The organism is Corynebacterium diphtheriae, from assembly GCF_001457455.1.
GTDB lineage: Bacteria > Actinomycetota > Actinomycetes > Mycobacteriales > Mycobacteriaceae > Corynebacterium > Corynebacterium diphtheriae.
In genome coordinates, this window is record NZ_LN831026.1 from 125565 (window position 1) to 151858 (window position 26294).

Below are 26294 nucleotides of genomic sequence, written 5' to 3' on the forward strand. Positions count from 1 at the left end.
TTCCTAGTGCACATGACAATCGTTGCCTATAGTGGCGGTCATGGCACATCGACTAATCCGTACCGCAATCGCAGCTGTGGCTGCCACAGGTCTTGTGGCAGCAGCCGGCTGCTCCACCACCGACTCCGGCACCAGCGCTTCTGGAACTTCGAGCGCCGCCAAGAGCGACACTCTTAAGATCTTTGCTACCACCAGCTACATCGGCGACGCAGTAAAGAACATCGCCCCTGATGCAGACCTTACCGTCATGGTGGGCCCTGGTGGCGATCCACACACCTACCAGCCATCCACCGCTGACCTTGAGGCAATGCAAAACGCGGATGCCGTTATCTGGTCAGGCCTTGGCATGGAAGCCAACATGATTGACCAGCTTCGCGGGCTTGGCGACAAACAAATCGCCGTAGCCGAGCAGCTTCCTGAGTCCCAGCTGTTGCCATGGGTTGAGGAAGACGAGCACGATGACGATCACGGCGACGCTCATGAGCACGGGCACGAGGGTGAAGATGCCCACGGCCACCACCATGAGTCGCAGTGGGATCCTCACATATGGAACTCCACCGACAACTGGAAGCTCGTTGTTGATCAGATCGTCAAGAAGCTCTCTGCTGCTGATTCCGCTAACGCTGACACCTACAAGACCAATGGTGAGAAGTACAACAAGCAGATCGACGAGGCCAACGCTTATGTTCAGGCCAAGATTGACACGATTCCGCAGGATCAGCGCACCCTCGTTTCGGGTCACGACGCTTTCCGTTACTTTGGCAAGCAGTTCGGCCTAGAGGTAAAAGCCACCGACTTTGTCACCTCTGACGCTGAGCGTTCTGCAAGCGAGCTTGAGGATTTGGCTACCTTCATCGTGGAGCACCACGTCCCAGTGATCTTCCAGGACGCTTCTGCTAACCCACAGGCTGTGAAGTCCCTAGAGGAGAACGTGGCTAAGAAGGGCGGCAAGGTCAAGGTTGTGGATAAGGAGCTCTATAGTGACTCCCTTGGTGCCGACGCCCCTGCTGATACCTACATCGGTGCCCTGAAGTACAACGCGGATACCATCGCGGAGGCTTTCTCCTCGACCCGCTAGGTCGCACCGCGAGGTCGCTAAAAAATCGGTCCGGTGGGCTGGGACATCTCACGAAGAGATCCCAGCCCACCGGACCGTTTTTTCTGTTTTCTAGCGCCAGCAAGTACTACATTCTGGCTTGCAGTCTGCGTACGTGCTCGGCTGCTTCTTTTCCTTCGTAGGCTTCTACGATGTCGGCTACTGGTCCGGCTTGGCGGATGGTGCCGTGGTCGACCCAGAGTGCGGAGTCGCATAGTTGGACGAGGAAGTCGTTGGAGTGGGAGGCGAACACGAGGATGCCGGAGCGTTTGACGAGGTCGGAGAGGCGTTCGCGTGCTTTTGCCATGAAGGCGGCGTCGACGGCTCCGATGCCTTCGTCGAGAAGCAGGATTTCAGGTTCGATGGAGGTGACTACTCCAAGAGCGAGGCGGATGCGCATGCCGGTGGAGTAGGTGCGTAGTGGCATGGAGAGGTAGTCGCCGAGTTCGGTAAAATCGGCGATCTCGTCCATTTTTTGTTTCATTTGTTTGCGGGTTTGGCCGAGGAAGAGCCCGCGGATGACGATGTTTTCGTATCCAGAGATTTCGGGGTCCATGCCTACGCCGAGGTCGAACACGGGGGCGACACGGCCGCGGACGTGTGCGGATCCGCGGGTGGGTTCGTAGATTCCGGAGAGGAGTCGAAGGAGTGTGGATTTGCCGGCACCGTTGTGGCCGACGAGTCCGATGCGGTCGCCTTCGCGCAGGTGCAGGTTGACGTCGCGAAGCGCTTCGACGACGACGGTGTTGTCTTTGTTGCGTCCGATGGCGCCGCCCGCTGCTCCGAGGAATGCTTTTTTCATGGAGCGGGATTTGGCGTCGAAGATGGGGAAGTCAACGCAGGCGTTATAGGTGTCGATGGATACCATGGTGAGTTCTTCTCCTTCTTAAACCCAGTAGCTGACGCGGAATCGCCATTGGCGCATGGCAAGCATGGCGATGAAAAGCCCGATGACGGTGCAGCAGCCCACCACGATCCAGTTCAGGGGGTGGATGGGGGCGCCGATCAAGGGGGCGCGGATGACTTCCATGTAGTGGTACAGGGGGTTGATCATGGCCAGTTTGGCGCGTTCGGAGACGGCACCGCCTTGGGAGTAGAGCGTTTCGGTGGTCCACACGATGGGGGTGACGTAGAACAGGAGCTGGGTGAGTGCTTCGAGCAGCGGCGAGAAGTCGCGGTAGCGGGTGGCTACGATGCCGAAGAACATGGTGACCCATACGCCGTTGGCGATCAGTAGCGCGAGGGCGGGGATTCCGAGGAGGATGTCCCAGCCGAGCGGCCGTGGGAAGATTGCCATGAGGATGACCCAGATCACCATGTTGTGCATGAGGAAGAGGGTTTGTTTCCAGACTAGGCGGTAGACGTGGACGGAGAGCGCGGAGGGCAGCTGTTTGATCAGGCCTTCGTTAGCGATGAAGACTTCGGAGCCTTCTTTAATGCATCCCGCGATGAAGTTCCACATGATTAATCCCACAGTGACGTGGGGGAGGAATTGGGCGACGGGGATCTTGAAGAGCACGGAGTACAGCAGGCCGAGGGCGAGTGCCATCACACCGGTGGCGATGGTGATCCATAGGGGGCCGAGCACGGAGCGACGGTAGCGCTGCTTGATGTCCTGCCAACCTAGTTGGAGCCAGAGTTCCCGCTGGGAGAAGCCCCGAACGAGGTCTGCCCAGGCGGCTGCGAGTGTCTTGGATTGCGACGGCTCGTCGGCGGTGGTGTCCGTGTTGGTAATACGGGCTACCATCTCTTCGAGTGTCTCGTTGTTATGACGTTCAGCTTGTTCCTGCACAAATGTTAAGCCTAGCTGGCTTTGTGCGGGGATTGAATCTGACAGGCATACTAACTAGGTTCAATTATCAAAAGTAGAGGGAGTTTGAGTGATGGCGTTTGATGTGGCGCGCGTCCGTGGTGCGTACACCTCTATTACCGGTGGGTGGACGTATATGAATGCTCAGCAGCAGGCTCAGATCCCTGAGCGGGTGGCTGCTGCTGTGGCGCGTGGCTTTCGTAATTCGCCGATTGTGGAGGATGTGGAGCCGGCTTTTGGTTCTCATGCGCGGGAGCGACATGCTGGGCTTTTTGCTTCTGATGGGTATGAGCGTTCGGCGCGGGTGGCTATTGCGGATTTGACGGGCACTTCGGCTGATGCGGTGATCCTTGGCCCTAAGTTGGAGGTGCTGTTTTCTCAGTTTGCGGCGGCGGTGTGGCCGTTGGTGCGGCGTGGTTCGTCGGTGGTGATGGCGCATGGTTGTTCGCCGGCGATGACGGTGGGCGCAAAGACGCGGTGGGCGCAGCCGGATTTGGGTACGGGGGAGATTCCGGCGTGGCAGTTCGGTTCGCTTGTCGACGGCTCCACGCGCCTCGTGGCCCTTCGCGCTGCGGATCCCCAAGTGGGCACGATTAACCCCATCCGAGAGATCTCTGAGTACGTTCATGGGGCTTCTCGCGCATGGCTGCTTGTCGACGCCTCCTCCTTGGCCGGTCATCGTCCCATCACAATGGAGGCATTGGGTGCGGACATCGTGGCTCTCGATTGCTCTGCCTTCGGCGGCCCCCAGGTTGCTGCGCTGGCTTTCCGCGATGCCACGATGTTCCCGCGTCTCGACGCCGACCTGCTCAACAGCAGTGTTGCGCCGGGTCTTGCTGCTGGTGTGTCGGCTGCGGTGGATCACATTGCGGATTTGGATGAGTCGGTGCGTGGTACGCGTCGTAACCGTCTTATAGATAGCATTGAGTCCTCTGGCCTCTATTTGGGCCGGTTGGGTACCTATTTGGCGGATTCTTTGGACTCGTTGCCTAAGACGCACGTGTTTGGTGTGACTGGCGAGGCCGCCGCGGGTTCAGACGCCGACCGCATCCCTCATGTGACCTTTTGCATCGATGGCGTGCCGGCAGACCTGATCTATCACCGCTTACTGAGCAACCGCATCGTGGGGGCATTGTCCGCCTCCTCTCCGCTACTAGACGCCATGGGTGCCGAGGACACCCACGGCACCATCAGTTTGGCGCTGGCACCGTTTAACACCACTCACGACGTTGACCAGCTGATGCGAGTGGTCGCGAGCTTCGCCTAAACCTCGAGGACGAGCTTTCCGGTTACCTCCCCATTTTTGAGCATCTCATGGGCCCGCTGGGCCTGCTCTAGGGGGAGCGTGGCGTGGATGTGGTGCCGGATGGTGCCGTCGGCAAGCAGTGGCCACACGTTCTCGACTGTCGACGCCACAATGCGTGCCTTGTCCTCGCGGTCGCGGGCGCGCAACGCCGTCGCAGAGATCGTGCCGCGCTTGCTCAGCAGCCGCCCAATGTTCAGCTCACCCTTCACACCACCTTGCATTCCGATGGTCACCTGGTGGCCGTCCATTGCCAGTGCGCGCACGTTTTGGTCCAGATACTTCGCACCCATAATGTCCAAAATGCGATCGCACTTATTCTTCAGGACCTCCGCAAAATCCTCCTCCCGATAATTAATCAGAATGTCCGCACCCAGCTCACGGCACGTTTCCAGCTTCTCCTTCGAACCCGCCGTCACCGCCACCGTGGCACCCACATGCTTAGCCAACTGGATGGCAAAGGTGCCGATCCCGCCCGCGCCACCATGAATCAAAAACATGTGCTCGGGCTCCAAGCCGGTGAGCATCCCGATATTCGACCACACCGTGGCCGCAACCTCCACCACGGCCGCCGCCTCAGCGAAGCTGTAGCCCTCAGGAATCGGCATGAGCTGGCCCTCTGGCACCGCCACATACTCGGCGTACCCGCCGCCCGCCAGCAGACAAGCGACCTTGTCACCGACGTTGCGATTAGTGCTGCCTGCGTCGGCGATCACACCGGCGCACTCAAGCCCGATGATCTCCGATTCCCCAGGGGGAGGCGGATAGTGGCCTGCGGCCTGCAACAGGTCCGCACGGTTAACGCCGGCGGCTTTGACCTGGACGAGTACTTCGCCTGGTTGCAGGGTGGGTGTTGGTGCATCGTGGACTGCCAAGGTGGCGTCGTCTTGAACGTAAATTGCCCTCATACGCCCCCACTTTAAATAATTTCGGCAACTTCGGGTATAGTTTTTCGCGTTGGATCCGAAACTTTGTTTTTTGGGTTCTCACAACTGGAGATGTGGCAGAGCGGCCGAATGCACTGGTCTTGAAAACCAGCGATGGGAAACCATCCCAGGGTTCAAATCCCTGCGTCTCCGCAATTTAAACCCCTAGCTCTTGTGGCTAGGGGTTTTCTGCTGCGCTGGTGCCCTTTTTGCGCCTCCTCGAACTCAAGACCACGAAAACCGCAGGACGCGATTTTCTCGCCAAAATGCCGTCCTTGGGTTTTCGTGGTCTTGAATTCGAGTTCTCGGATTCGTGCTAGCGCAAGCACTACAACTACCTAGGCGAAGCTCGCGTACCATGCGGCTAGCAGACGATCGCTTTCTTCTTCGTTGGTCACGGTGATGCGGACCCCTTCGGGGAAAGCGCGCACGAGGACGTCGTGAGCTGCGAGTTTTTCGGCGATTTCGAAGGGGGTTTCGCTGCGGGATTCGGCGGGGATCCACACGAAGTTTGCTTGCGAGTGTGCGGCGCCGATGTGGTCGGCGACGCGGTCGCGTACGGCTACTACTTCTTCGGTGTGTTCCATGAGTTCGTCGAGGTTGTTCAGTGATGCGAGTGCGCCGGCTTGGCCGACGGCATTGACTCCGAAGGGGAGGGCGACTTTGTTGAGGGCGTCGATAAGCTCGTGTGGTCCGAAGGCGTAGCCCACGCGGACGCCGGCGAGTCCGAATGCTTTGGAGAAGGTGCGCAGGCCCACGAGGTTGGGGAATTCGCTGAGGATTTCGGTGGCGAAGATGGTGTCTTCGTCGCGGACGTATTCGGTGTAGGCCTCGTCAAGCGCTACGACGACATCCGCTGGCACCTTCGCCATGAACTCCAAAAACGCTTCTCGACGCACCACTGTGCCCGAAGGGTTATTCGGATTGCACACGAACACCAGCTTCGTTTTTGGGGTAATTGCTGCCGCCATCGCATCGAGATCATTAAATCCGTCACTGGTCAGCGGCACTGCCACCGGTGTTGCGCCCACTACCTGCACGAATATGGGGTATGCCTCGAAGCTGCGCCACGGGAACACCACCTCATCTCCTGGGGTGCAGGTGATCTGCACTAACTGCTGACACAACGCCGAGGAGCCGCAGCCCACGGCGATCTGCTCTACTGGGACGCCGAGATGCTCCGAAAGTGCACCGCGTAATTCAGTAACACCCATGTCTGGGTAGCGATTCGCGCCGGCGGCGGCTTCCGCCATCGCCTGGGCTGCGGACAGCAGGGGGCGATGAGTGACCTCGTTACTGGATAACTTGAGGGCGTGGTCGTTGCGCTTGCCGGGAACGTACGTCGGGATCTGGGAAAGGTCTTTGCGGATCATGCCGGCAATTGTAGCCCCGCGTGCCGTAGATAGGGGGCACTGCCTCGTGTTTTGTGCCAGCCGATGATGTTGGATAAGATGAACGACGATTCTTTTTTAGGATCGCTGGAGACGTGCCAGAGCGGCCGAATGGGGCTCCCTGCTAAGGAGTTGACTTGTTTGCGCAGGTCCGGAGGTTCAAATCCTCTCGTCTCCGCTCACTTCCACTTCGGTGGGAGCGTTTCACCGGGCCTGGTGGAACTTGCGCCCGTAGCTCAACGGATAGAGCATCTGACTACGGATCAGAAGGTTGGGGGTTCGAATCCCTCCGGGCGCACAAGTTAAACCCCAGCTCACAGAATGTGTGGGCTGGGGTTTCTTCGTGCTTGCGGTGCGCTGGCGCCCCTTTTCCCGCCTCCTCGAACTCAAGAACACAAAAACCGCAGGACGCGATTTTTTCGCCGAAATGCCGACCTTGGGTTTTCGTATTCTCGGATTCGTGTTCTTGGATTCGAGCTGGTGCACGCCCCACCCCGCACTCCAACATTGCGGGTGGGTAAACGTCGGCTTATGTCACCGATCCTTCCCGTTTATGGGGGTATCCGTGGGCGAATCTTTGCGCGCAAAGTGCCTAGTGATCGCCTTTTGGTGATGGTGGTCGCATTCATAAAGGGGTAGTCATCGGCAATGATCGCACGTTTCGGGGGTGATGGTTGTATTTTGTTCGTGTAGGCGAACTTTAGAAGTTTGCGCGCCCCTCTTATTTTCTATTGAAGGATTTCTTTTGTGAGTACACCGATTACACATGAGTCTTCGTCTCATGCTCTTGCTGAGGATGCAGAGGTCCATGGGAAGAATGAGAACCGCCGGCAGTTTACGGGTTTGTTCGCTGGTTTGATTCTTGCCGTTTTGATTTATTTGGTGTTCCCTGAGTCGTCTGTGGACATGGTTCAGGGTGTGGATCCGGATGGGGAGTATAGCTATAACGCGTTGCGTATTACTGCTGCTATTGCGGTGTTGATGGGTGCGTGGTGGATGACGGAGGCTATTCCGTTGGCTGCGACGGCGTTGGTGCCGTTGGTGGCGTTTCCTGTTCTTCAGGTGATTCCGTTTGCGAAGATTTCTGCGCCGTATGCGTCGCCGACGATTTTCCTTTTTATGGGTGGTTTTATTTTGGCGTTGGGTATGCAGCGTTGGAATTTGCATCGTCGGTTGGCGTTGAGTGTGGTGTTGTTGGTTGGTACGAAGCCTAAGCAGTTGATTGCTGGGTTTATGCTGGCTACGGGCTTTTTGTCGATGTGGGTGTCTAATACTGCGACGGCTGTTGTGATGCTTCCGATTGGTGTTTCGGTGTTGCAGTTGACTGCTGAGTCGGTGGGTGGCATGAAGGCGCAGAAGAAGTTTGCGACTGCGTTGATGTTGGCGATTGCGTATTCGGCGTCGATTGGTTCTTTGGGCACGATTATTGGTACGCCTCCGAATGCGTTGATGGTGGCCTATATGGCGGAGAATCATGACATCCATATTGGTTTTGGTACGTGGATGCTGGTTGGTGTGCCGTTGGCGATTGTTTATATGGCGATTGCTTGGTTGGTGCTGGTGTCTGTGTTTAAGCCTGAGGTGGATTCGATTCCTGGTGGCCGCGAGATGATTAAGTCGGAGTTGGCCAAGATGGGGTCGATGAAGTTCGGTGAGGCTGCTACTGCGGTGATTTTTACGGGTGCGGCGTTGTCGTGGGTGTTTGTTCCGCTGCTTATCGACGTTTTCCAGTGGAAGATTGAGATTGCGGATGCGGCTATTGGTCTGATTGCTTCGATGTTGCTGTTTATGATCCCTGCGGATCGTAAGACTGGTGTGCGTTTGATGGATTGGAAGACGGCGAATGAGTTGCCGTGGGATGTGTTGTTGCTGTTCGGCGGCGGTTTGGCATTGTCTAAGATGTTCTCTGATTCTGGCTTGTCCTTGTGGATTGGTGAGATCGCCAAGGGCCTGGGCTCGCTGCCGCTGATTCTGCTGACCGCTGCGATTGCGGCGCTGGTTTTGCTGTTGACGGAGTTCACGTCGAATACTGCGACGGCTGCGACGTTCCTGCCGATCATGGCCGGTGTGGCTGTGGGTATCGGTCTGAACGCTAATGGTGACCAGAACATTTTGTTGCTGACCATCCCAGTGGCGCTGTCGGCTACCTGTGCGTTCATGCTGCCGGTTGCGACGCCTCCGAATGCGATCGCTTACGGCTCCGGCCACGTGCGCATTGGCGACATGGTCAAGGGTGGCGTGTGGCTCAACCTGATCGGCGTGGTGCTCGTAACCCTTGCGACATACTTCCTTGCCATCCCAGTATTCAACATCGTCCTCTAGGGTGCTGACCTGCCGATTTGCCAGTTCTTGTTGTGGCAGTGTACTGTTCTAACACGTTGCACCGCAACAACAAGCTGCGCCCGTAGCTCAACGGATAGAGCATCTGACTACGGATCAGAAGGTTGGGGGTTCGAATCCCTCCGGGCGCACAGCTAAAACCCCAGCTCACAGAATGTGTGGGCTGGGGTTTCTTGTGTTTGCTGAGCGCTGGCGCCCCTTTTCCGCCCGCCCCGCCCCTTTTTTCACGCCTCCTCGAACTCAAGAACACGAAAACCGCAGGACGCGATTTTTTCGCCGAAGTGCCGCCCTTGGGTTTTCGTGTTCTTGAGTTCGAGTTCGCGGATTTTGGAGGCTAATCGGGTACGGGATGCGGCGCCCCGCTGACAGCACTATCGGTGGGAGAACTGAAGATAAGACCCAAAGTGAGTAGTTTGTGCCAAAACTTTTTGGCCGCTTCGGCATTTCCGCAGGTCGGAGATATAAGGAATGGTTTAATTTGGCACGAACTACTCACTTGCCCTCAAAAGCGTCTCACCCGAAAGAATTCCTCGCTCAACTGGTGTGGATGCGCTAAGTTTTCCTTATGAACAGCGTTCACTTCCGCCGCCACACAAGCCGCACTCGCCGTATCAGTATTTTTCTTGCTGTGTGCCTACTCACCACAGGATGCACCACAGGATGCACCATCAGCACGCCGAACACTCCGGTCTCGGAAAGCGACTCCAGCACTTCTAGTTCGCAGAGCTCCCAAGATGTTGAGCTGACGGTGGATGCTGCGTCGGGAATGGTGTCTACGAATAGTCCGCAGTTGCCTATTCATGTGCAGTGGCCGGTGTTGGAGGAGCATGGGAAGCTCTCGGAGGCAATTGCGGTGTGGGCTGAGGGGGAGGCTCGCGAGTTTATTGGGGAGTATGGGCCGCGTGAGGTGAATCCTTCGGAGTTGAATGGTTCGGGGGAGCAGGTGCGTGATGGTGATGTGGTTGCGATGCGGTTGACTCTTGAGGAGTTTGGTGGGGCGAATGCGGTGTCGGTGAGTCGGACGTTTTTTAGTTCGGGGGATCGGGTTTGGCAGGGTCCTGATGTGATTGCGCAGGATAGGCGTGTCGACGCCGCCCGCGCGGTTCTTGATCAGCTGGGTGACCGGGTGGCGTCTGGTGTGTCGGCGGATGAGGTTGCGGGGATTCCGAATTTGTTTGGGGATGTGTTGGTTGAGGGGGATGTGGTGCATGTGCGGTTGCCGCAGGCGAGTGTGTTGGCGTCGTCGGAGGGGATTGTGGAGGTTGATATTCCGTCGGCGGGGTTGTTGTCGGAGGATGGTCGTCGGTTGTTGCCGGCGTCGCAGGTTCCGGCACCTGTGGGGCCGTTGCCGCAGGTGCGGCCGGGGGCGGTGTCGCCGGTGGATTGTGCTGTGGCGAAGTGTGTGGCGTTGACGTTTGATGATGGTCCTGGGCCTTATACGTCGCAGATTTTGGATACGTTGGATTCGCATGGGGTAAAGGCGACGTTTTTTGAGATTGCGACGGCGATTCCGCGGTTCCCTGAGATTGTGCGTCGGCAGGTGGCCTCGGGCATGGAGGTTGGTAGTCATACGGTGACGCATCGTCAGTTGCCGTTGTTGTCGTTGGCAGAGCAGCAGCAAGAGGCGGATGGTGCTAGTGATCGGTTGGTGGAGGCGGGTGCGCCGCGGCCGGTGATGATGCGCCCGCCGTATGGTGCGTGGAATCAGGATACGAGGCGTTTGGGTTATTCGTTGATTTTGTGGAATGTGGATTCTGAGGATTGGAAAAATCGGGATGCGCAGGTGACTACGAATAACATCATGGCTCAGGTGCGCCCGGGGTCGATTGTGTTGATGCATGATATTCATCCGTCGACGGCTGAGGCGTTGCCGGGGATTATTGACCGCTTAAAGGAGCAGGGTTACACGCTGGTGACGGTGTCGCAGTTGTTGGGTCAGCTCACTCCTGGAGAGGTGTATTACGGTCGTTAGCTGACGGCCCATGCTAAGTGATGGAGGGCTTCTGTCAGGGTGGTATCGTCGTGGGATCCAAATCCTATGACGATCCCGTTGCTCTGGTCGGAGTCGGGGTGTTGGCTCCAGTAGTTGGAGAGCCCCTCGACGATGATTCCGCGTTGGCGGCAGCGCTGGAGGATGTCTGTTTCGGGACGGGTGCAGGTGAGTACGGCGTGGAGGCCTCCGACGATGGGGGAGAGTGTGGTTCCGGGTATGGATCCGAGGATGGAGATGACGGTGTCGCGGCGGCGGCGGTAGATGTGCCGGAGGTTTTGGGTGCGGCGCCGTAAAGCACCGGTGCTGAGGTATTGGGCGAGCGCTTCTTGGGTGATGCCACTCGCGGTATTGCCAAATATTGTGCGCAATTCAATTAAACGTGGCACTAAGCTAGGGGGTGCCACTATGTATCCGCAGGAGACTTGTGGGGAGATAACCGAAGAAAATGTGCCGAGAAGTGCAGTGCGTTGTGGGGCAAGGGCAAAAAGGGCGGGTAGTGGTTGGCCTATGTGGCGCAGTTCGGAATCAAAGTCGTCTTCGATGATCAGTCCTGCGGTGCGGGTGGCCCAGGTGGTCAGTTGGGTGCGTCGATAAGCGGGCAGTGAGCCGCCGTGGGGGTATTGGTGGCTGGGGGTGACCAAGATTGCGTCGAGATCAGGGAGATCGTTGGTGATTAGGCCGTTGTTGTCTGTGGGAAGGGGGACGGTGGTGGAGCCGAGTGCTTCCGGCGCTCGCCTTAAGCTGGGGTAACCCGGTGACTCCACTCCGACGCGTAAGTCCGGTCCGAGCGCGTGGAGGATCAGGGAGAAGCCTTCGCGGGCGCCGGCGGTGATGATGATGTGGTCGGGGCTTGCTACTACGGCGCGCATGCGGCGGAGGTGGTCTGCTACTTGTTCGCGCAGGTGAAGTAACCCTTGGGGTGGGGTGTGCGCGGGTGGTTGGGTGCAGGCGGTGCGCCATGCGGCACGCCAAGAAGAGTTGGCTAGGGTGGTGGTGTCTGGAAGCCCTGGGGTGAGGTCGATAGCTGGCGGTTCTGGGGGTGGCGTAGGGGAGTGTGCAGGGGGTGGTGTGGGGGTGAGATCGGGGTTAATGCAGGTGCCGGAGCCGCGCGCGGCGATGAGGAAGCCTTCGGCGAGGAGTTGTTCATAGGCGGTGACTGCGCTGCCGCGGGATATGCCTAGTTGGGTGCTCAGTGCTCGGGTGCTGGGGACGTGGTCGCCTGGTTTGAGCAGGCCACGGCCTACGAGGGTGCGGATGTGGTCGGCTATTTGGGTGGGGATGGGGTCGGTGCTGGCGTGGTTGAGAGTTATGGGGAGGTTGGTCACGAGGTCGGGGCGCATAGAAGTATTGTGATGTGCAAAAGTGGTCTATTGCAACATACTTAATTTGGATCTAGTGTTAGTCCACTTTTATAGGCTTGGATGTTCACTATGACTCAAGAAACTTTTACTGCAACTACACGTGTGAAGCGCGGCCTGGCCGACATGCTCAAGGGCGGTGTGATCATGGACGTGGTCACACCAGAACAGGCTCGCATTGCTGAGGATGCCGGTGCTTCTGCTGTGATGGCGTTGGAGCGCGTACCTGCGGATATTCGTGCGCAAGGTGGTGTGGCTCGTATGTCGGATCCTGATTTGATCGAGGGCATTGTTAATGCTGTGTCGATCCCGGTGATGGCTAAGGCTCGTATTGGCCACTTTGTGGAGGCTCAGATTTTGGAGTCTTTGGGTGTGGACTTTATCGACGAGTCCGAGGTGCTGTCGCCTGCGGATTATGTGAACCACATTGATAAGTGGAACTTCGATGTGCCTTTCGTGTGCGGTGCTACCAACTTGGGCGAGGCGTTGCGACGCATCACCGAGGGCGCAGCCATGATCCGTTCTAAGGGTGAGGCCGGCACGGGTGATGTTTCCGAGGCTGTGAAGCACCTGCGCACCATCCGTAGTGAGATCAACCGTTTGCGCAGCATGGATGAGGACCAGCTCTATGTTGCTGCTAAGGAGATTCAGGCTCCTTATGATCTTGTCCGCGAGGTTGCCGCAACCGGCAAGCTTCCTGTCACCCTCTTTGTTGCTGGTGGCGTGGCCACGCCTGCCGACGCCGCCTTGGTGATGCAGATGGGGGCCGAGGGCGTGTTCGTGGGCTCGGGCATTTTCAAGTCCGGTAACCCTGCTGCGCGTGCTGCTGCGATCGTGAAAGCCACCACTATGTATGACGATCCTGCTGCTATCGCAGAGGTGTCTCGCGGCCTAGGCGAGGCAATGGTCGGCATTAACGTTGCCGATGTTCCTGCACCTCACCGCTTGGCTGAGCGCGGATGGTAATCGGAGTACTGACCCTCCAGGGTGGGTTTGCAGAACACATTGCGATCCTAGAGTCCTTGGGTGTGGAGCACCGTCGGGTGCGCGTGCCCAATGACCTGTTGGGTCTCGACGGCCTGATTATCCCAGGTGGCGAGTCCACTGTGATGGATAAGCTGGCGCGTGCTTTCGACCTTGCGGAGCCCCTGCGTGCGGCGATCAACAATGGTCTGCCGGTGTTTGCTACCTGTGCTGGGTTGATTTACTTGGGCACGGTGGAAAATCCGGCGAAGGGCCAGCAGACGTTAGGCTGCTTGGATGTTGTGGTACGCCGTAATGCTTTTGGCCGCCAGGTGGATTCTTTTGACGCCGTAGTTGAGGTGGAAGGAATCGACGCAAACGTGGCCTTTATCCGCGCCCCCGAGGTTATTTCCTGCGGGGCGGGCGTGACGGTGACTGCGCGCGTTGGCGACCATGTGGTGGGCGTGCGCCAGGGCAAGATCCACGCCTATGCGTTCCACCCAGAATCTGCTGGTGAGGTTCGGTTACATCAGGCGTGGTTGGATTCTCTGTGAATTAAAAGAAAGGATGTCCTCGCGGTTGATTGTTCGCGAGGACATCCTTTTATTGCTTTTCTGGAGTTAGGCCAGTACTTTAGCTTTTCCTAGTTGATCGACGGATCAGGAATAGACCTAAGCCGGAAAGTATGATTACGGCCAGAGCAATTCCGCCTAGGTTCAAACCAGTGTTAGCCAGCTGGCGTTTGGTTGGTTTTTGATCCTGAGGCTTTTGCGGGTCTGCAGGCGCCGGAGGGACAGAAGAAGGCGGTGCAGGGTGTGGTGGGTTTACCACCATGGGAATTAATGGAATTAGCGGAATGAATGGGATGAGTGGAACGAACGGAAGCCACGGTATAGGTGGTGTTATATGTGGCTTTTCATACGTATTCACTGCTCGAACCACGTGAAAGGCTCCGTTTTCAGTGATCGTGAGCTTTCCATTCTTCTCGATGGAGTGCGTCCATCGCGTGCCGACGATTGATGCTTCTTTTTCTTCGATAGTGCATTCGTAGCCCGTAGGGATGGTGGTAACTTGCTCAGTTTTTCCTTCACCAATCACATGAAGAATACCTTTCACCGAAGGCGCAGATTCATCGTCTGGTTTGGAACATACATAGCTGAACTCGAATTTTTTATCTGCAGCTTTGTCTCTTTCCGTTCCTTTTAGTTTTTTAACAATTTCAAAACCGCCAAAGGTCTTCTGATAAGAGTTTGTAACAGCGACTTTTACTGTTTCAGATTGCTGAGAAATTTTGAAATTCTGGTTTTCCCACTGCTTAACCAATGTCGTGCCAGGTACTTCAGCATTGAGTTCGGTCACGGAACATTCAGTGCCAACCGGAATGTCTTGTGCTACTTCTACGGCGCCGATGCCCTTGGATACCGGAACGGTAGTTGTGCCTGAGTGGGCACCACAAGTCCAAGAAAAGTTAAAGGATTGAGGCGTGGTAATGCCGTTTTCAGCCTTCACAGTCTTTTCAATGGAGAATCCACCTACATGTTGTGTGAAGGTATTTTTTGCACTGATGACGATAGCAGGATCAGATACTCTTGGGATGGTAAAAATAGCCGAATTCTTGGTGGTTTTGATGCTTTCACCTGAAAAATCCACCGACCAGTGAGTGTTAGCCATGCTCTGTTCAACCTCAGTGACCGTGCACTCTGAACCGACTGGAATATCGGTAACGTGCGTGGTGTCGCCAGGGGTGATGCTAAGGCTTTTTTCTATTTTTACTCCGTTTGGTGGAGTGCAAACGTAACTGAATTCGTACGGTTTAGCTTCCAACTCAGCGATGTTTGCAGTTGTACCTGCGACGGTTTTTAAGATTGCAAAGCCGCCATTGACATAGTTGAAGCTGTTATTAGCTTTGACTTCAAAGTTTTTGTTTTCAGCAATGACGAATTTTCCGGATGGTGTAACTCCACCGGTCCACTCGATGCCATTGGGCACGTTGACCTCGGTTTCGCTTACAGTACATTCCGATCCTACGGGCAAATCTTCTGGTCCTTGTACAGTTTCACCACCTTTGACTTTTAATTCACCTGAGCGTTCTCCATTAGCACCACAAACGTAGTTGAATGTGTACTCAGCGTTTTTGATTTTTACGTCATCTTTCGCAGCACCATTAACTGTCTTAGTGATCGAGAAACTACCAGTTTTAGCAGTGTAGTGATTCGAAGCGATTACTTTTACAGTATCTGTTTCGTTTTTTTGTTCAGCAATTGTGATCGTTCCGTCGGCTGGAGTCAAAGTATGCGACCATGTGTAGCCATTTACCTGTGCCGAATCAGCCTCTTCTGTGATTGTGCAGTTAGTGCCGATCGGATACTGCTTTGGTGAAATGAAAGGTTCGTTAATGGACGCGAATGCAGTTTCTGCTTTATCGTTTCCGCAGGCGTAGGTAAAGGCAAATTTTTTGTCTTTCAGACTACTAATAAGGGGAGCTTCTCCGGTGATTTGCTTTTCAATGCGAAAAGGGGCTTGTTTAGGAGACGGAACCTCTGGTGGCGGGGCATCGTAGGTATTAGTGGCGATGAGATCGATGGCATATTGCCCTTGATCCATCGTTTTGAATGATACGATTTTTCCCTCTGCATTTTTTCCATTAATTTTCCATGACAAATGAGGGGACGCGGCGGCGTCAGCTCCAGAGAGAACCTCACTAACCTCACATTTCATATTTTTTTCGATGTCTGCTACTACATGCTTGTAGGTGCCATCGGGAGAGACTTCGACGTTTCCTTCTTTGACGGTCCCAGTAGTGCCGACACAACGGTATTTAAAAGTAAACGCTTTAGCATGATCAGCGGGAGGATTTCCTTCCAAAATTTTCTTTATTGTGAAACCGCCCTTTTCGCCGGTTCCATTTCCAGAATTATTTGGAATGGTTACGCTGCCTGTGTACTGCTTACCAGCAATATCAACGGTATTTTTAATCGTCTCCCCTGGAAGCGGACGTTGATCGGTATAAGTGTAGAAAGCCAAGCTGGGGGCAGAGTCAGCATATACCGCGTAAGGGAAAGTGACGGTGAGTTGATTGGGAGAGCAATCGATGCGATACCCATCATTAATTCCCCGTTCAACGCCGGAGGCATCGAGGATTTTCCCCATAAGAGGCTCGGTAGAACCTGCATGGTAGGTATAGATATTCACGCCAGAAACAGGAGGCAAAGTCGTATCAGTACATACGAATTGGAGTCCTTCTGGGGGTGTATCTGTAACCTCAAAATAATTTGCGCCATCTGAACGCTTGGTATTACCATTAATAGCCACTACCCAGTGCACTACGTAATTGGTTTTGCCGTTGACTTTTGTCTCATATAGATCGTTGAGGTAGCCGCGCTTGCCTGTTTCATGAGTGAAGCCGCCTGGACCAGCTTTGGGATAAACTCCATCGAGTCCCCCTTGGCCGCAGCCTGAGAACTGTAACAGCCCATCTGCGCTACTGTCATAACCATTCTCTGAGATTACTGATTGGTCCCAGCGTAAAGATACTTTGACACTTCCGTGCACGTTATAGTTGGTGTTCGCGTAGTTAGTCAGAGTAACCGTGAGCGTTTGGCCATCCCATACGGCATTGGCGACTTTGCTGTTCCCATCTAATAGAGGGAACTCACGGGGTGCTCCTGGGGCTAGTTGAAGTTGTCTTGGAAGAACGAAGGTGAAGGAGTCGCCCTCTTTGGCGGAATCAGGTACAGACCAAGAAAACTCTGCTTCTGCATTTTCGTTAGGGTTGATATAAGAGTTGCCTTGTACCCCTTTGCCGTTATTCCAATGGATATTATTCCAACCGCCCACACAAGTTGCACTCTGTGCAGCGCTGGTCGGAATATAAGGATTCATAAGAGAGAGTAAAAGCGCCACTATCGCTAGTAACGCAACAATAATTAATGTGCGCGACTTGGGGGGCGATCACGTTGCGACCGGCCTCCCAGCGGCGACGATATTCGAGCATGATTGCATCATTTCTATTGAGTATATTTACCTAAAAAATAATTAAGGTAAATATAACAGCGGACTGAGAAACAAAAATCAACTTATTTTAACAGAAAGGGATCAGATCTCCGTCTAACTTAACTAAAGTGTGATTAAATTATCGATAATCATTTATCGAACAAGATAATCACAGCTTCCTGTGAAGTCACTGCTCAGAGCTATTTTTTCGGGGAATTTTTGGGCAAAAAGGATCGATCATGACTAGACTTACGGTGCGACCTTATTTTACGCAACCAAGGTTTTGCTGCTGTGGTGAGAATATAGTGGGCTTAAATTGGGGCACGTGAGATATTGGATAGGGCTGATAGGTCATTTAGACACGTGCAAAGATGGGCAAAAACTATGGAATATGCCGATGGCGTTGAACATATTCAAGTTATGCTATTGCGTTGACTGATCGCGTCTCTTGTTAAGAAGTGTGCCTTTGCGTAGCCACCACGCGAGCAGGATCAGCACGAACGCGGCTGCGGCGACGATGGCCCACATCCACCATTGCCATACCACTGTGGACTCCTCGAAGACCTTTTCTTCGGAGGGGTCCATCGGTACTTGGTGTCCGCGCACCAGTAGGCGGTGGGTGTTAATGCCGTAGGGGGTGCAGGTAATAAGCGTGATGTAGTCTTTGCCGGGTTCGCGGCCAAGGTCATCGGTGTGGTCTGGGGTGACCACTTTGATCTGATCTACTTCGTATTTGAGTTTGTGGCCAGAGACTGCCACGTAGAAGGCGTCACCTTCTTTTACTTTGACTAGGTTGTCCCACAGGGTGGCGGTTTGGATACCGGTGTGTGCGGAGAGTACTGCGTGGCGGTTTTCGCCGCCGACGGGCAGGTCGGTGCCGTAGAGGTGGCCCACGCCGCGGTCGAGAGCTGAGGGGCCGGTGCCGTGGTAGATCGGCAGCTTGGACTTAATCGACGGAATCGTGATCTGGCCCATGGCGTCGGTTTCTGCCAGTTGCGACAAATACTGCAGATACTGCTGGTATTCCGGTGAGGACTCGTCGGCGTGATCGTTCCACGCATCCATCACCTGTGCGCTGACGGGACGCGATTCGTTATAGCGGTGTGCGTCTTCCCATGCGGTGTCGAGTACCTCTGGGGGTGCGGACTTCTCTAGCTTGGCGTACTCGTCCGCAGCGCGCTGCTGGCCAAAGTTATTCCATTGCGTGGCCACCACGGGGTAGAGCAGTACGCCCACGCCTACCAAGATGATGAGTACGGCGATTAGGGGGTTGCTCTTCTTTTTGTGGGATCTAACAGTTGCTGCTCGGATACTAGTAGCTGCGTGTGGCGTTGTAATGCTTTTTGCTTGCTTACGGGCCATAAGGTGAAGAACTTTCCAAGAGATGAAAGAAAAGTATGAAATACGCTGGGTTCTTCACTGTAGTTTGTTAGAAGTAGGTAGTGCAAACCTTGTGATTTCCGATTTTTTAGTAAGTCTACCCTGTGTTTGAAGAAAGTTTTTGGACCTGTTTGTTTTTCTTGAGAATAGTGATAGGTCAGATCGAACTTTAAAGAGTGGAAAATAAGAAAATTATCTTGTTTACAGCTCTTATAGGGTTGTTGTAGCTAGCAGTTGGTCGTGGCACTTGAAGAAGATTGACCCTAAAATAGGGTAATTTAAAACAACTTTGACGTATGCGAAATCTTATATTGAACGGCTAGTCTCTGACCCCATCCTCTGGCATGGGTGGCGTGAAAAACATTTAGACCAGTATTGATGTAAAAAGCTTTATGGGAAAAATCCTTATAAAAAATGCTTTTGTCGTGGAAAACAGCACTAAAGCTGAGTATGTGCTTAGGATCTTGTGAACGGAACTGCTTATAATTCCAGTCGTAGTCCGGAATCTCCTCCACTAAAAAGACTCCTTTAATCACGGGGGTACTGAGGATCTTTTACTTAAACGGAAGTGAAAGAAAACCGGATCATGCAAAATTGACGCTAAGTTGTGCGTGGCGTAGCTATGTCCAACTTACTTATCTAAGGAAAGTTCGCATGAACAAGTTCTCTCGTACGGCTCGCTCCGTTACTTTTGCCGCGATTGTCGGTTTGTCTCTTGGTGTTTCTGCCCCTGGTGCATTTGCTGAGACTGCAGGTGAAATTGCAAATAGGGCTACTAAGGGGCAGTCCACTATTACCCAAGAAACGGGTACGTTTACCGTTCACAAGCGTGCAAATCAAGATCCAAGCAATGAGAAGAAGCCCACTGGCGAAGTTGTTCCTGATGCGCCAGGTATCCCTCTAAAAGACGCTACGTTCACGCTTTATGAAATTACTAAAAATGGACGTAAAATTGACCTAAAAACCAACGAGAGTATCTTGGAAGCTTCATCGCTGGTCAAAAAGGGGTGGTCGACTTCAGATGGACAGGAGACTTACACTACAGAAGGTGGATACTCCGCTAAGAAAATCACCAGTGATGAAGCTGCGAAAAAGACCACTGGTGAAGGTACTGCCGTTTGGGATAAGTTGCCTATCGGTGCGTATCTAGTTGTGGAGACTGATGCCCCTCCAAGTTACGAAAAATCTGCGCCTTTCGTTGCGTTTGTCCCTATGACAAAAGGTAATGCGGTTCAAGACGGTGAAGCTGGAGATCTTGGCAAAGGTACTGAATGGAATTACGATGTCCATGCATACCCTAAGAACTATAAGAACGAGGCCAAAAAAGAAGTTGAAGATACAAATCAACAGGTTGGTCAAGATATCGTATTCTCAATCGTAGGTGACATTCCTAAAGTTCTAGGCGAGAAGGGACTTACGAAGTTTGAATTTGTAGATGATCTAAATGAGCAAAAGGTTACGTTCAAGGAGAACTCTGAGAAGCTAGGTGCGGGTCACCAGAATAAAGCGTACATTGAAGTTCTGGGGGGTGACGGCCAAGTGCTTACTACTTTTGGCCCTGAAAAGTATGAGCTAGAGCACGTGACCGGTACTGAAAAGCTGAATGTTCGCTTAAATGAAGATGGTTTGCGAGAGATCAACACTACGTACAAAGAGACTGCGAAGAAATTGAAGCTATCGTTCGCAGCGAGTGTTATCCAAGCAGGTGAACTCAAGAACGAAGCTACCGTTATTACGAATAACGGTAATGGTCAGGGAGACACCGAGACGAAAACAAACGAAACTGTCTCGTATTGGGCAACCGTAAAGATTGTTAAGAAAGATGGCACTGGAGAAAAAACACTTCAGGGAGCTATTTTCGCGCTATACGGCTCTAAAGACGCCGTTTGTTCAAAGGATGATCTTGTCGAAAGAAACAAGATTTCTACCGGTAGCGGAGGAGAAAAAGTCCAAAAAACCCAAGACACTTGGGAAACTAATGGCGAAGGTGTAGCGATCATTAATGGCCTACACGTGAACGATTGGGACGACAATTCGCCAGTTAGCGATGACCAGTACAGGGCTTACTGCCTAGTGGAAAAGCAAGCTCCTCAGGGATACGAGTTGTTGTCAAAGCCAATTCAGTTGGAGCTAAAAAAGACTAATGCTTCGACATTTAGCGCATCCACCACAGATAAAGCAGTTGATGTTCAAGCCACTAAGACTATTGACGTTTATGAGGCAACCGCAACAGTTAAAAACGTTGAGGATAAAACCCCTAACCTTCCAATGACCGGTGGCGCGGGTGTTGGAATCCTCGCAGCGATCGGTGCAGCAATCATCGGCGCTGGTGCATGGTTCGCACGTCGTAACTCCGCTGAATCTTAATTCAGCACCCCTAGTTAGTCGCCTCGGTGGCTAACTCACCGCGAGAAAGCGTGAAGGAAGCTCGTTTTTCGGGCTTCCTTCACCTCGCGGTCATTCCTCTTTTATCAGTACGCATTCCGCATAAAGGTTCTGCACGCCAGGCCTTGGCCTTATGGGAGACAAAGTGACACCAACGTCGACGGAGGTCGTCGAAAAGCCACAACACCGCAAGCGGGCAAAAAAGAGTAATCTTTTGCCGGCGCTTTTGGTCATTGTCGGACTCATCGTGATCATTTACCCCGTTGTGTCCACCCAGTGGAACAACTGGCAGCAAAACCGCGCAGCCGCGGAATACGCAAAACTTCAAACAAGTATCCCCGCCGAAGTCAGCGACAAAGAATGGGAAGACGCACACCGCTACAACGACGAGCGTTCCGACGGTCCCATCTTGGATCCGTGGATTGACCGCTTCGTCCCAGATAATCAAGCCTACCAAGACTATCTAGCAGTCCTGAACTCTACCGATGCGATGGGCCGTCTGATTATTCCGAGCGCGAAAACGGACCTGCCTATTTATCACGGCACCCAGGAAGACACTCTGCAACGTGGTGTCGGGCATCTCTTCGGCTCCGACTTACCCGTTGGCGGAGAAGGAACACATTCCGTCCTGACAGGGCACACCGGCCTGCCAAACGCCACACTGTTTGACAACCTCAAGGATGTAAAAGAAAATGACTCCTTCTTCATCCAGGTAGCCGGCCACAAATTGAAATACCAAGTAGATCAAATCAGAGTAGTGCTCCCAGACGAGGTGGAATCTCTCCGCTCCGAGCCTGGTAAAGACCTGATCACTTTGGTCACCTGCACCCCATACGGCATCAACACCCACCGTCTTCTCGTGCGCGGCCACCAAGTACCCATCACCGAAGAAGAAAAAACCATGCTGGATGAAACCCAAGGCGTGGTATGGCAATGGTGGATGTATGCCCTCAGCGCCGTCTTTATCATCGGCCTGATCTTGTTCGGATGGTGGCTTGCCCGCCAAGCACGACGTGCCAAGAACCAACAACTTAATCCAGAAACCCGCCACAACAACGAAGGCGAACTGTAATGAATAAGCAATTGACAACATCTCCACGGGGCTGGCGAATCGCCATACCCACTGCCAGTGCTGCGCTTGCAGTTACGCTGATGGCAACGCTGGGGCTTATGGGTGCAGAAACCACACTGCCCCAGGCACAAGCGGCTGTGACGGGCTTTTATAAACCCGCTCCACCGGCGGACACTATCGACCTTAATCGCGAGGTCACCATGGTTATTAAAATCCCTAGCGCATCCGGCAATACCGATAAAGGTGTACCAGGGTACAAGGTGACCATCACCCGACTAGAAACCGCGCCGATTAATACCAATGAGGGTTATACCAAGGCTGCGGCGTTAAGTGTTGCCGAGGCCCGCAAACTGAAGAAGTTGGAAAGCCATACTGGTGTTACCGATAGCGAAGGCAAGTATGAGTTCATCGGCCTCAAACCCGGTGCCTACTTGTTTACTGCTGAGCCGCCAGAAAGCGGCGGACGCAAACCCCAAGCTGATGTAATCATCGTTCCGATTATTGATCAAAACGGCCATTGGGATTACAACTTCACCGCAGTAGCAAAGTTCGAAGTCGAACCGGAAGTACCACCAGTGACCCCGCCACCAACGGTGACGACCACCGTGACACCACCGCCTCCTGGATCGGGGACGGAAAACCCGCCAAAGGCTAAGCAGCGGGAACCACTCCCAGTCACAGGTGCCCAAGTAATAGGAATCGTAGGAATAGCAGCAATCCTGATCAGCGCAGGATTCGCAGTACTAGTAGCTAATCGCAAGAAACAGCGCGACAAGAAAACAGAAGCATGAACGAGGTGAAAAGGACAAAGGCTGAACGATTTATTGGAATATGCGCAGCATTAGATTTTAAAATTATGTGAATTAAGAATGGATCAAACGAAAATGCGAATAAAATACACCATAAATCGAATCAGCGCAGTGCTTACAGCTCTTATTATGCTAATTGCCTATCTCGTTCAAGGCGTAGCGTTTGCTGAAGAACCAACTCTAGATAGCCCAGAGCTAGAATTGACGGATTCAAACTCTGGAGCAGAAGTTCCGATGACTGCTTTGGTTGCGGAAGACACTGATGGGGCACCGATAATGAGCGTATCTCCGGACACAGTGCTCCCTTCATTAACTCAATCTAAAACGGTAAATGACACCCCAATGCCAAGCTCCTTTATTGGAGACGCTGACCGAGGCTTGCAAATCAAAGTTGCAGTTGATAATAGCCGTCCTGTCATCGGACAGAACGTTACTTTTACTTATACGTTGACTAACACCACAAATTTAGACTTTTGGTGGCGGGACACGACGCATAAGACACCTTCAACAGTACTTTCCGATCCACTGTGCACAAATGCTATGTATGAGCCAGGATCTTTTCAGTCTTCTGCGAATCAGGTAGGCATCTTACGAGGACAAAGCGCATCGATTACCTGTACGACTAGTTTTGATAGTCTTGGCGAAAAATCAAACGTGATCACTGTCCAAGCTGGAACGCTGTGGGATCGCAATTCTAAAAAAGCTGATTTTGGGCAAGCCGGAGGGGTTATGCCCTCGATCGTAACTGTCGTTTCAACTTCAGGGACTTCCAACGCAACAAAACCGGGGACACTTTCTCTTTCAAATTTGCCAGAAGGTACGAACACGAATTTCGATGTACTAATTGCTAATAGTCCAACTTCATCGCCGACCAATACTGTGGGACCAGTAAATTCAAACGACACTCCGGCATCGTGGACTTTAGAGAAAATTGCAGACAAAGATTATGTTAAGGCCGGTGGTGAAGAAGTTACCTACACGTACAAAGTAAAAAATAATACGAATGGGAACCTTCGCTTCCGAGCCATGGAAGACGATTCCTGTTCTCCTATTAATGTGAAATCTGGTGTTAAACAAGCTACAGATGGCGATTTTATAGAGCCAAAGACTACTGCTACTTGGGAATGTAAAACATTCGTGGATTCTCCAACAACAGGTATCGTGCAAGCAGCATTTCAGAACAACAATGATATTGTGAGTTTTGCCGGTACTTCTACGTTTGTTGGTGTTAATTACCCTAGTGCTGCGCAGGGTAACGGTTATGGAATCTCAACATGTGAGGTAATTGATTTCACAACTGTAGGAAATTATAAGGAAACCGCTGGTTCTTTGGGATCAATGTATCCTGGTGCTAAACCAGTAGTGAGTAATAAGTTCCCTAGTACGGGTGCTGCTTCAAATCCCCTAGAGCCTGATCGTTTAGCACGAGCTACAACTGCCTCTGCGACATCGTCACAGCATCCAGATTGGGTTTATTTCAATCCTATTGTGGTTGGTCTAGCTGGTAAATTTGGTGATAAAGCAACTGGAATTTATCGAATTAATAAAAGTACAGGAGCGTATGAACAAGTAATTGCGGGGAGAGAAGATTCTAAGGGACAGTATTATGATATTGCGACTAATACTAATAGGTTAGCGTTTGATAACGAAGGAACTTTATGGTCGCTCGCTGTTAATGGTCATCTTTATTCTCTTCAACTCAATAGGAATGGTCTTTTAGACCCCACCATCGACTGGATAGATCACGGTGAAATTTTTATTGATGATACTTCATTTTCCAGTCTAAATGGAAAGAAGCTAAATGATCTAACATTGGGTGATATTGCATTCGATGGTACTGGCACGATGTGGATTCTAGGTTCAAGTGCTTCTGTCACTATTAATGATGATGTAATTAATGGGGCAACAGAGGATTCTTTCTTATTCTCTCTGGATACTAAGGCTCTTATTAAAGGACAATCGCCAAGTGCGAAGTTGGCATCGAAAATTTATAAAAAGGGTGCCTATGAAGATAAAAAGGGGTTCTATGGTCTAGCCTTTGGACAAGACGGTACAATGTACGCTTCTTATGATGGAGGAGAAAAAAATTCAAATAATTTGAGCAATTCCAAGAGCGTTGATGGCTCAATGTATAAGTTGGATCTCAAAACTGGTGTAGCTACGCACTTGTTTGATAGCCCCTATCTAACTGGTGTGCAGGATTTGAGCTCGTGTGCTTTTCCTCGCCCACGGCTAACGGCTGAAAAAACTGCTGTGAAGAAAACCGAAGGTGCAGATGATCAAATTACTTACACAATCAACATTGCAAACCGTGGTACTCTTGCGCTTTCTGGAGTGACCTTCCAAGATGTTTTAGATCCGAAGCTATATGAGTTGGTCAGTGCAACGGAAGACGGCGTAACGATACCTGTAGATCCGAAAAAACCTTACCAAGAGCCTACTTTGCTGCATACCTACCCTAATGTATCTAATCCAAACAGAACGAGAAACCCCGGTGTTTTGCTCCCCGGAGATACCACAAAGATCGAGCTGACTGTCAAAGTTTTGAAAACGGGGATCGTTGGTACTGATGGTAAGGTGTGTAATCAAGCTAGTGTGACGGTTGCAGGTTCGGAAGTGAAAACTGATGACCCTAGCCAAGCGGGCGGTAGTGATCCAACCTGTTTAACATATGAAAACATATCGGGAAAGCTCCGTCTGCAAAAAGCAGAGTATAATCCAACCAACCCACAGTCACCTACTCTTCTTGAGAAGTTAGGCGGTGCTGAGTTTGCAATCTACCCGGCAGGTGATCAAGGATCTATCGACTATGACCATCCTGTAAGGGATTCCATTACTTCGACTGAAGCGTTTGATATTAAGTCCGGTAATTATGCTCTTGTGGAAAAGAAATCTCCACAAGGTCTCAACCTGTTGCCTCAACCTATTCTGTTTAAAGTTGAGTACGACAAAGGTGGATTCAAAGTAACTTCAGCTTCAGCTGGATCAGGATATTTAATCCTCAGTGAGGAAAAAACAACTGATGGTACTTCTGTGATGGTTCTAACGGTTGCAGACACTCGTACTGGAACCCTGCCAAAAACTGGCGGGAACGGCGTTGGCCTACCACTTGTCGCAGGACTTGCACTGATTGCGGCCGGCTTCTTCTCTATGCGACGACGCGTATAAGACTCATGTAAGCCTAATGAAAGGGGGTTTGCCCACTTAGCGCATTACTAAGTGGGCAAACCCCCTTTTGGAGCCAATTTCACTAAAACTGTTTCCGAGATGCTTACCCAAAATGGAGACCGTTAGAAAGGATAATGATAGTGGTTCTCAAAAACTTAATGGTCTTTTGCAAGCGTTGCATTTCTGCTTCTAAGCGCTCAATCCGTTCCTTATAGTACGGCTAAGTCAAAATCATCGGATTCTGTAGGGAGCTAACCTTTTGCGATCGCAAGAGTTAGCCACAGTCGATTGCAGGCAGAAGCCAAAG

Annotated in this window: 17 protein-coding genes and 4 tRNA genes; 14 read left to right on the plus strand and 7 right to left on the minus strand. The window is 52.5% G+C overall.

Features of this window, described 5'->3' with window-relative positions:
* Window positions 1-40: 40 nt before the first annotated feature.
* Window positions 41-1078 (plus strand): metal ABC transporter substrate-binding protein, encoded by a 1038-nt coding sequence (locus tag AT687_RS00665; RefSeq protein WP_014318483.1) that lies wholly within the window; start codon window positions 41-43, stop codon window positions 1076-1078.
* A 106-nt stretch (window positions 1079-1184) separates the two neighbouring features.
* On the opposite strand, the gene wzt is transcribed toward AT687_RS00665, so the two are convergent.
* Window positions 1185-1964 carry a galactan export ABC transporter ATP-binding subunit Wzt/RfbE gene (gene wzt, locus AT687_RS00670; RefSeq protein WP_014302745.1) on the minus strand — a complete coding sequence of 260 codons (780 nt, stop codon included), beginning with the start codon at window positions 1962-1964 and terminating at the stop codon, window positions 1185-1187.
* A gap of 18 nt (window positions 1965-1982) precedes the next feature.
* Window positions 1983-2888 carry a galactan export ABC transporter permease subunit Wzm/RfbD gene (gene wzm, locus AT687_RS00675; protein WP_003850170.1) on the minus strand — a complete coding sequence of 302 codons (906 nt, stop codon included), beginning with the start codon at window positions 2886-2888 and terminating at the stop codon, window positions 1983-1985.
* 91 nt (window positions 2889-2979) lie between these two features.
* On the opposite strand from wzm, the gene AT687_RS00680 reads away from it, so the two are divergent.
* Window positions 2980-4173, plus strand: coding sequence for an aminotransferase class V-fold PLP-dependent enzyme (locus tag AT687_RS00680; RefSeq protein WP_014318484.1), 1194 nt, complete (start codon window positions 2980-2982; stop codon window positions 4171-4173).
* Here the strand turns inward: AT687_RS00680 and AT687_RS00685 are convergent.
* Window positions 4170-5117 (minus strand): NAD(P)H-quinone oxidoreductase, encoded by a 948-nt coding sequence (locus AT687_RS00685; protein WP_014318485.1) that lies wholly within the window; start codon window positions 5115-5117, stop codon window positions 4170-4172. The two genes, AT687_RS00680 and AT687_RS00685, sit on opposite strands and share 4 nt — an antisense overlap.
* An 86-nt stretch (window positions 5118-5203) precedes the next feature.
* Between AT687_RS00685 and AT687_RS00690 the strand changes: the two genes are divergently transcribed.
* A tRNA-Ser gene (locus AT687_RS00690) sits at window positions 5204-5288 on the plus strand.
* 185 nt (window positions 5289-5473) lie between these two features.
* Here AT687_RS00690 and AT687_RS00695 read toward each other — a convergent pair.
* Window positions 5474-6508 carry a pyridoxal phosphate-dependent aminotransferase gene (locus tag AT687_RS00695; RefSeq protein ID WP_014318486.1) on the minus strand — a complete coding sequence of 345 codons (1035 nt, stop codon included), beginning with the start codon at window positions 6506-6508 and terminating at the stop codon, window positions 5474-5476.
* 107 nt (window positions 6509-6615) lie between these two features.
* Here AT687_RS00695 and AT687_RS00700 point away from each other — a divergent pair.
* From AT687_RS00700 to AT687_RS00730, 5 genes are all read left to right on the plus strand, one after another.
* Window positions 6616-6704, plus strand: a tRNA-Ser gene (locus AT687_RS00700).
* A gap of 47 nt (window positions 6705-6751) precedes the next feature.
* A tRNA-Arg gene (locus AT687_RS00705) sits at window positions 6752-6824 on the plus strand.
* A 449-nt stretch (window positions 6825-7273) separates the two neighbouring features.
* Window positions 7274-8848 carry an SLC13 family permease gene (locus AT687_RS00715; RefSeq protein ID WP_014318488.1) on the plus strand — a complete coding sequence of 525 codons (1575 nt, stop codon included), beginning with the start codon at window positions 7274-7276 and terminating at the stop codon, window positions 8846-8848.
* 76 nt (window positions 8849-8924) lie between these two features.
* Window positions 8925-8997, plus strand: a tRNA-Arg gene (locus AT687_RS00720).
* 434 nt (window positions 8998-9431) lie between these two features.
* On the plus strand, window positions 9432-10838 hold the full coding sequence (locus AT687_RS00730) for a polysaccharide deacetylase family protein (RefSeq protein WP_014318503.1): 1407 nt from the start codon (window positions 9432-9434) through the stop codon (window positions 10836-10838).
* On the opposite strand, the gene pdxR is transcribed toward AT687_RS00730, so the two are convergent.
* Complete coding sequence (gene pdxR / locus AT687_RS00735; RefSeq protein ID WP_014318504.1) at window positions 10835-12199, minus strand: MocR-like pyridoxine biosynthesis transcription factor PdxR; 1365 nt, start codon at window positions 12197-12199, stop codon at window positions 10835-10837. The genes AT687_RS00730 and pdxR overlap by 4 nt on opposite strands.
* Window positions 12200-12289: 90 nt before the next feature.
* Here pdxR and pdxS point away from each other — a divergent pair, with 90 nt between their 5' ends.
* A complete protein-coding gene (pdxS, locus tag AT687_RS00740) occupies window positions 12290-13183 on the plus strand; it encodes a pyridoxal 5'-phosphate synthase lyase subunit PdxS (RefSeq protein ID WP_021334768.1) in 894 nt (297 codons plus the stop codon).
* Window positions 13177-13734 carry a pyridoxal 5'-phosphate synthase glutaminase subunit PdxT gene (gene pdxT / locus AT687_RS00745; protein ID WP_014318506.1) on the plus strand — a complete coding sequence of 186 codons (558 nt, stop codon included), beginning with the start codon at window positions 13177-13179 and terminating at the stop codon, window positions 13732-13734. The genes pdxS and pdxT overlap by 7 nt, the downstream gene beginning before the upstream one ends.
* A 79-nt stretch (window positions 13735-13813) precedes the next feature.
* Here the strand turns inward: pdxT and AT687_RS00750 are convergent, their stop codons facing one another.
* Both AT687_RS00750 and AT687_RS00755 read right to left on the minus strand, forming a co-directional pair.
* Complete coding sequence (locus AT687_RS00750) at window positions 13814-17062, minus strand: DUF5979 domain-containing protein (protein WP_014318507.1); 3249 nt, start codon at window positions 17060-17062, stop codon at window positions 13814-13816.
* Between the two features lie 534 nt (window positions 17063-17596).
* Window positions 17597-18535 (minus strand): class C sortase, encoded by a 939-nt coding sequence (locus tag AT687_RS00755; protein ID WP_014318508.1) that lies wholly within the window; start codon window positions 18533-18535, stop codon window positions 17597-17599.
* A 672-nt stretch (window positions 18536-19207) separates the two neighbouring features.
* On the opposite strand from AT687_RS00755, the gene AT687_RS00765 reads away from it, so the two are divergent.
* The 4 genes from AT687_RS00765 (at window position 19208) to AT687_RS00780 (ending at window position 25987) form a co-directional block, all read left to right on the plus strand.
* Entirely contained in the window at window positions 19208-20920 is a 1713-nt protein-coding gene (locus tag AT687_RS00765) for a SpaH/EbpB family LPXTG-anchored major pilin (protein WP_014318509.1), read from the plus strand.
* A 151-nt stretch (window positions 20921-21071) separates the two neighbouring features.
* Window positions 21072-22010 carry a class C sortase gene (locus tag AT687_RS00770; protein ID WP_047928480.1) on the plus strand — a complete coding sequence of 313 codons (939 nt, stop codon included), beginning with the start codon at window positions 21072-21074 and terminating at the stop codon, window positions 22008-22010.
* A complete protein-coding gene (locus AT687_RS00775; protein ID WP_014318511.1) occupies window positions 22010-22801 on the plus strand; it encodes an isopeptide-forming domain-containing protein in 792 nt (263 codons plus the stop codon). The genes AT687_RS00770 and AT687_RS00775 overlap by 1 nt, the downstream gene beginning before the upstream one ends.
* A 78-nt stretch (window positions 22802-22879) precedes the next feature.
* Window positions 22880-25987 carry a SpaA isopeptide-forming pilin-related protein gene (locus AT687_RS00780; RefSeq protein WP_014318512.1) on the plus strand — a complete coding sequence of 1036 codons (3108 nt, stop codon included), beginning with the start codon at window positions 22880-22882 and terminating at the stop codon, window positions 25985-25987.
* The last annotated feature ends 307 nt before the right edge of the window (window positions 25988-26294 follow it).

Coding starts and splice junctions, on each gene's coding strand:
- AT687_RS00665 (WP_014318483.1), top strand. CDS start 41: ATGGCACATCGACTAATCCGTACCGCAATCGCAGCTGTGGCTGCCACA.
- wzt (WP_014302745.1), bottom strand. CDS start 1,964: ATGGTATCCATCGACACCTATAACGCCTGCGTTGACTTCCCCATCTTC.
- AT687_RS00680 (WP_014318484.1), top strand. CDS start 2,980: ATGGCGTTTGATGTGGCGCGCGTCCGTGGTGCGTACACCTCTATTACC.
- AT687_RS00685 (WP_014318485.1), bottom strand. CDS start 5,117: ATGAGGGCAATTTACGTTCAAGACGACGCCACCTTGGCAGTCCACGAT.
- AT687_RS00695 (WP_014318486.1), bottom strand. CDS start 6,508: ATGATCCGCAAAGACCTTTCCCAGATCCCGACGTACGTTCCCGGCAAG.
- AT687_RS00730 (WP_014318503.1), top strand. CDS start 9,432: ATGAACAGCGTTCACTTCCGCCGCCACACAAGCCGCACTCGCCGTATC.
- pdxR (WP_014318504.1), bottom strand. CDS start 12,199: ATGCGCCCCGACCTCGTGACCAACCTCCCCATAACTCTCAACCACGCC.
- pdxS (WP_021334768.1), top strand. CDS start 12,290: ATGACTCAAGAAACTTTTACTGCAACTACACGTGTGAAGCGCGGCCTG.
- pdxT (WP_014318506.1), top strand. CDS start 13,177: ATGGTAATCGGAGTACTGACCCTCCAGGGTGGGTTTGCAGAACACATT.
- AT687_RS00750 (WP_014318507.1), bottom strand. CDS start 17,062: ATGAATCCTTATATTCCGACCAGCGCTGCACAGAGTGCAACTTGTGTG.
- AT687_RS00755 (WP_014318508.1), bottom strand. CDS start 18,535: ATGGCCCGTAAGCAAGCAAAAAGCATTACAACGCCACACGCAGCTACT.
- AT687_RS00765 (WP_014318509.1), top strand. CDS start 19,208: ATGAACAAGTTCTCTCGTACGGCTCGCTCCGTTACTTTTGCCGCGATT.
- AT687_RS00770 (WP_047928480.1), top strand. CDS start 21,072: ATGGGAGACAAAGTGACACCAACGTCGACGGAGGTCGTCGAAAAGCCA.
- AT687_RS00775 (WP_014318511.1), top strand. CDS start 22,010: ATGAATAAGCAATTGACAACATCTCCACGGGGCTGGCGAATCGCCATA.
- AT687_RS00780 (WP_014318512.1), top strand. CDS start 22,880: ATGGATCAAACGAAAATGCGAATAAAATACACCATAAATCGAATCAGC.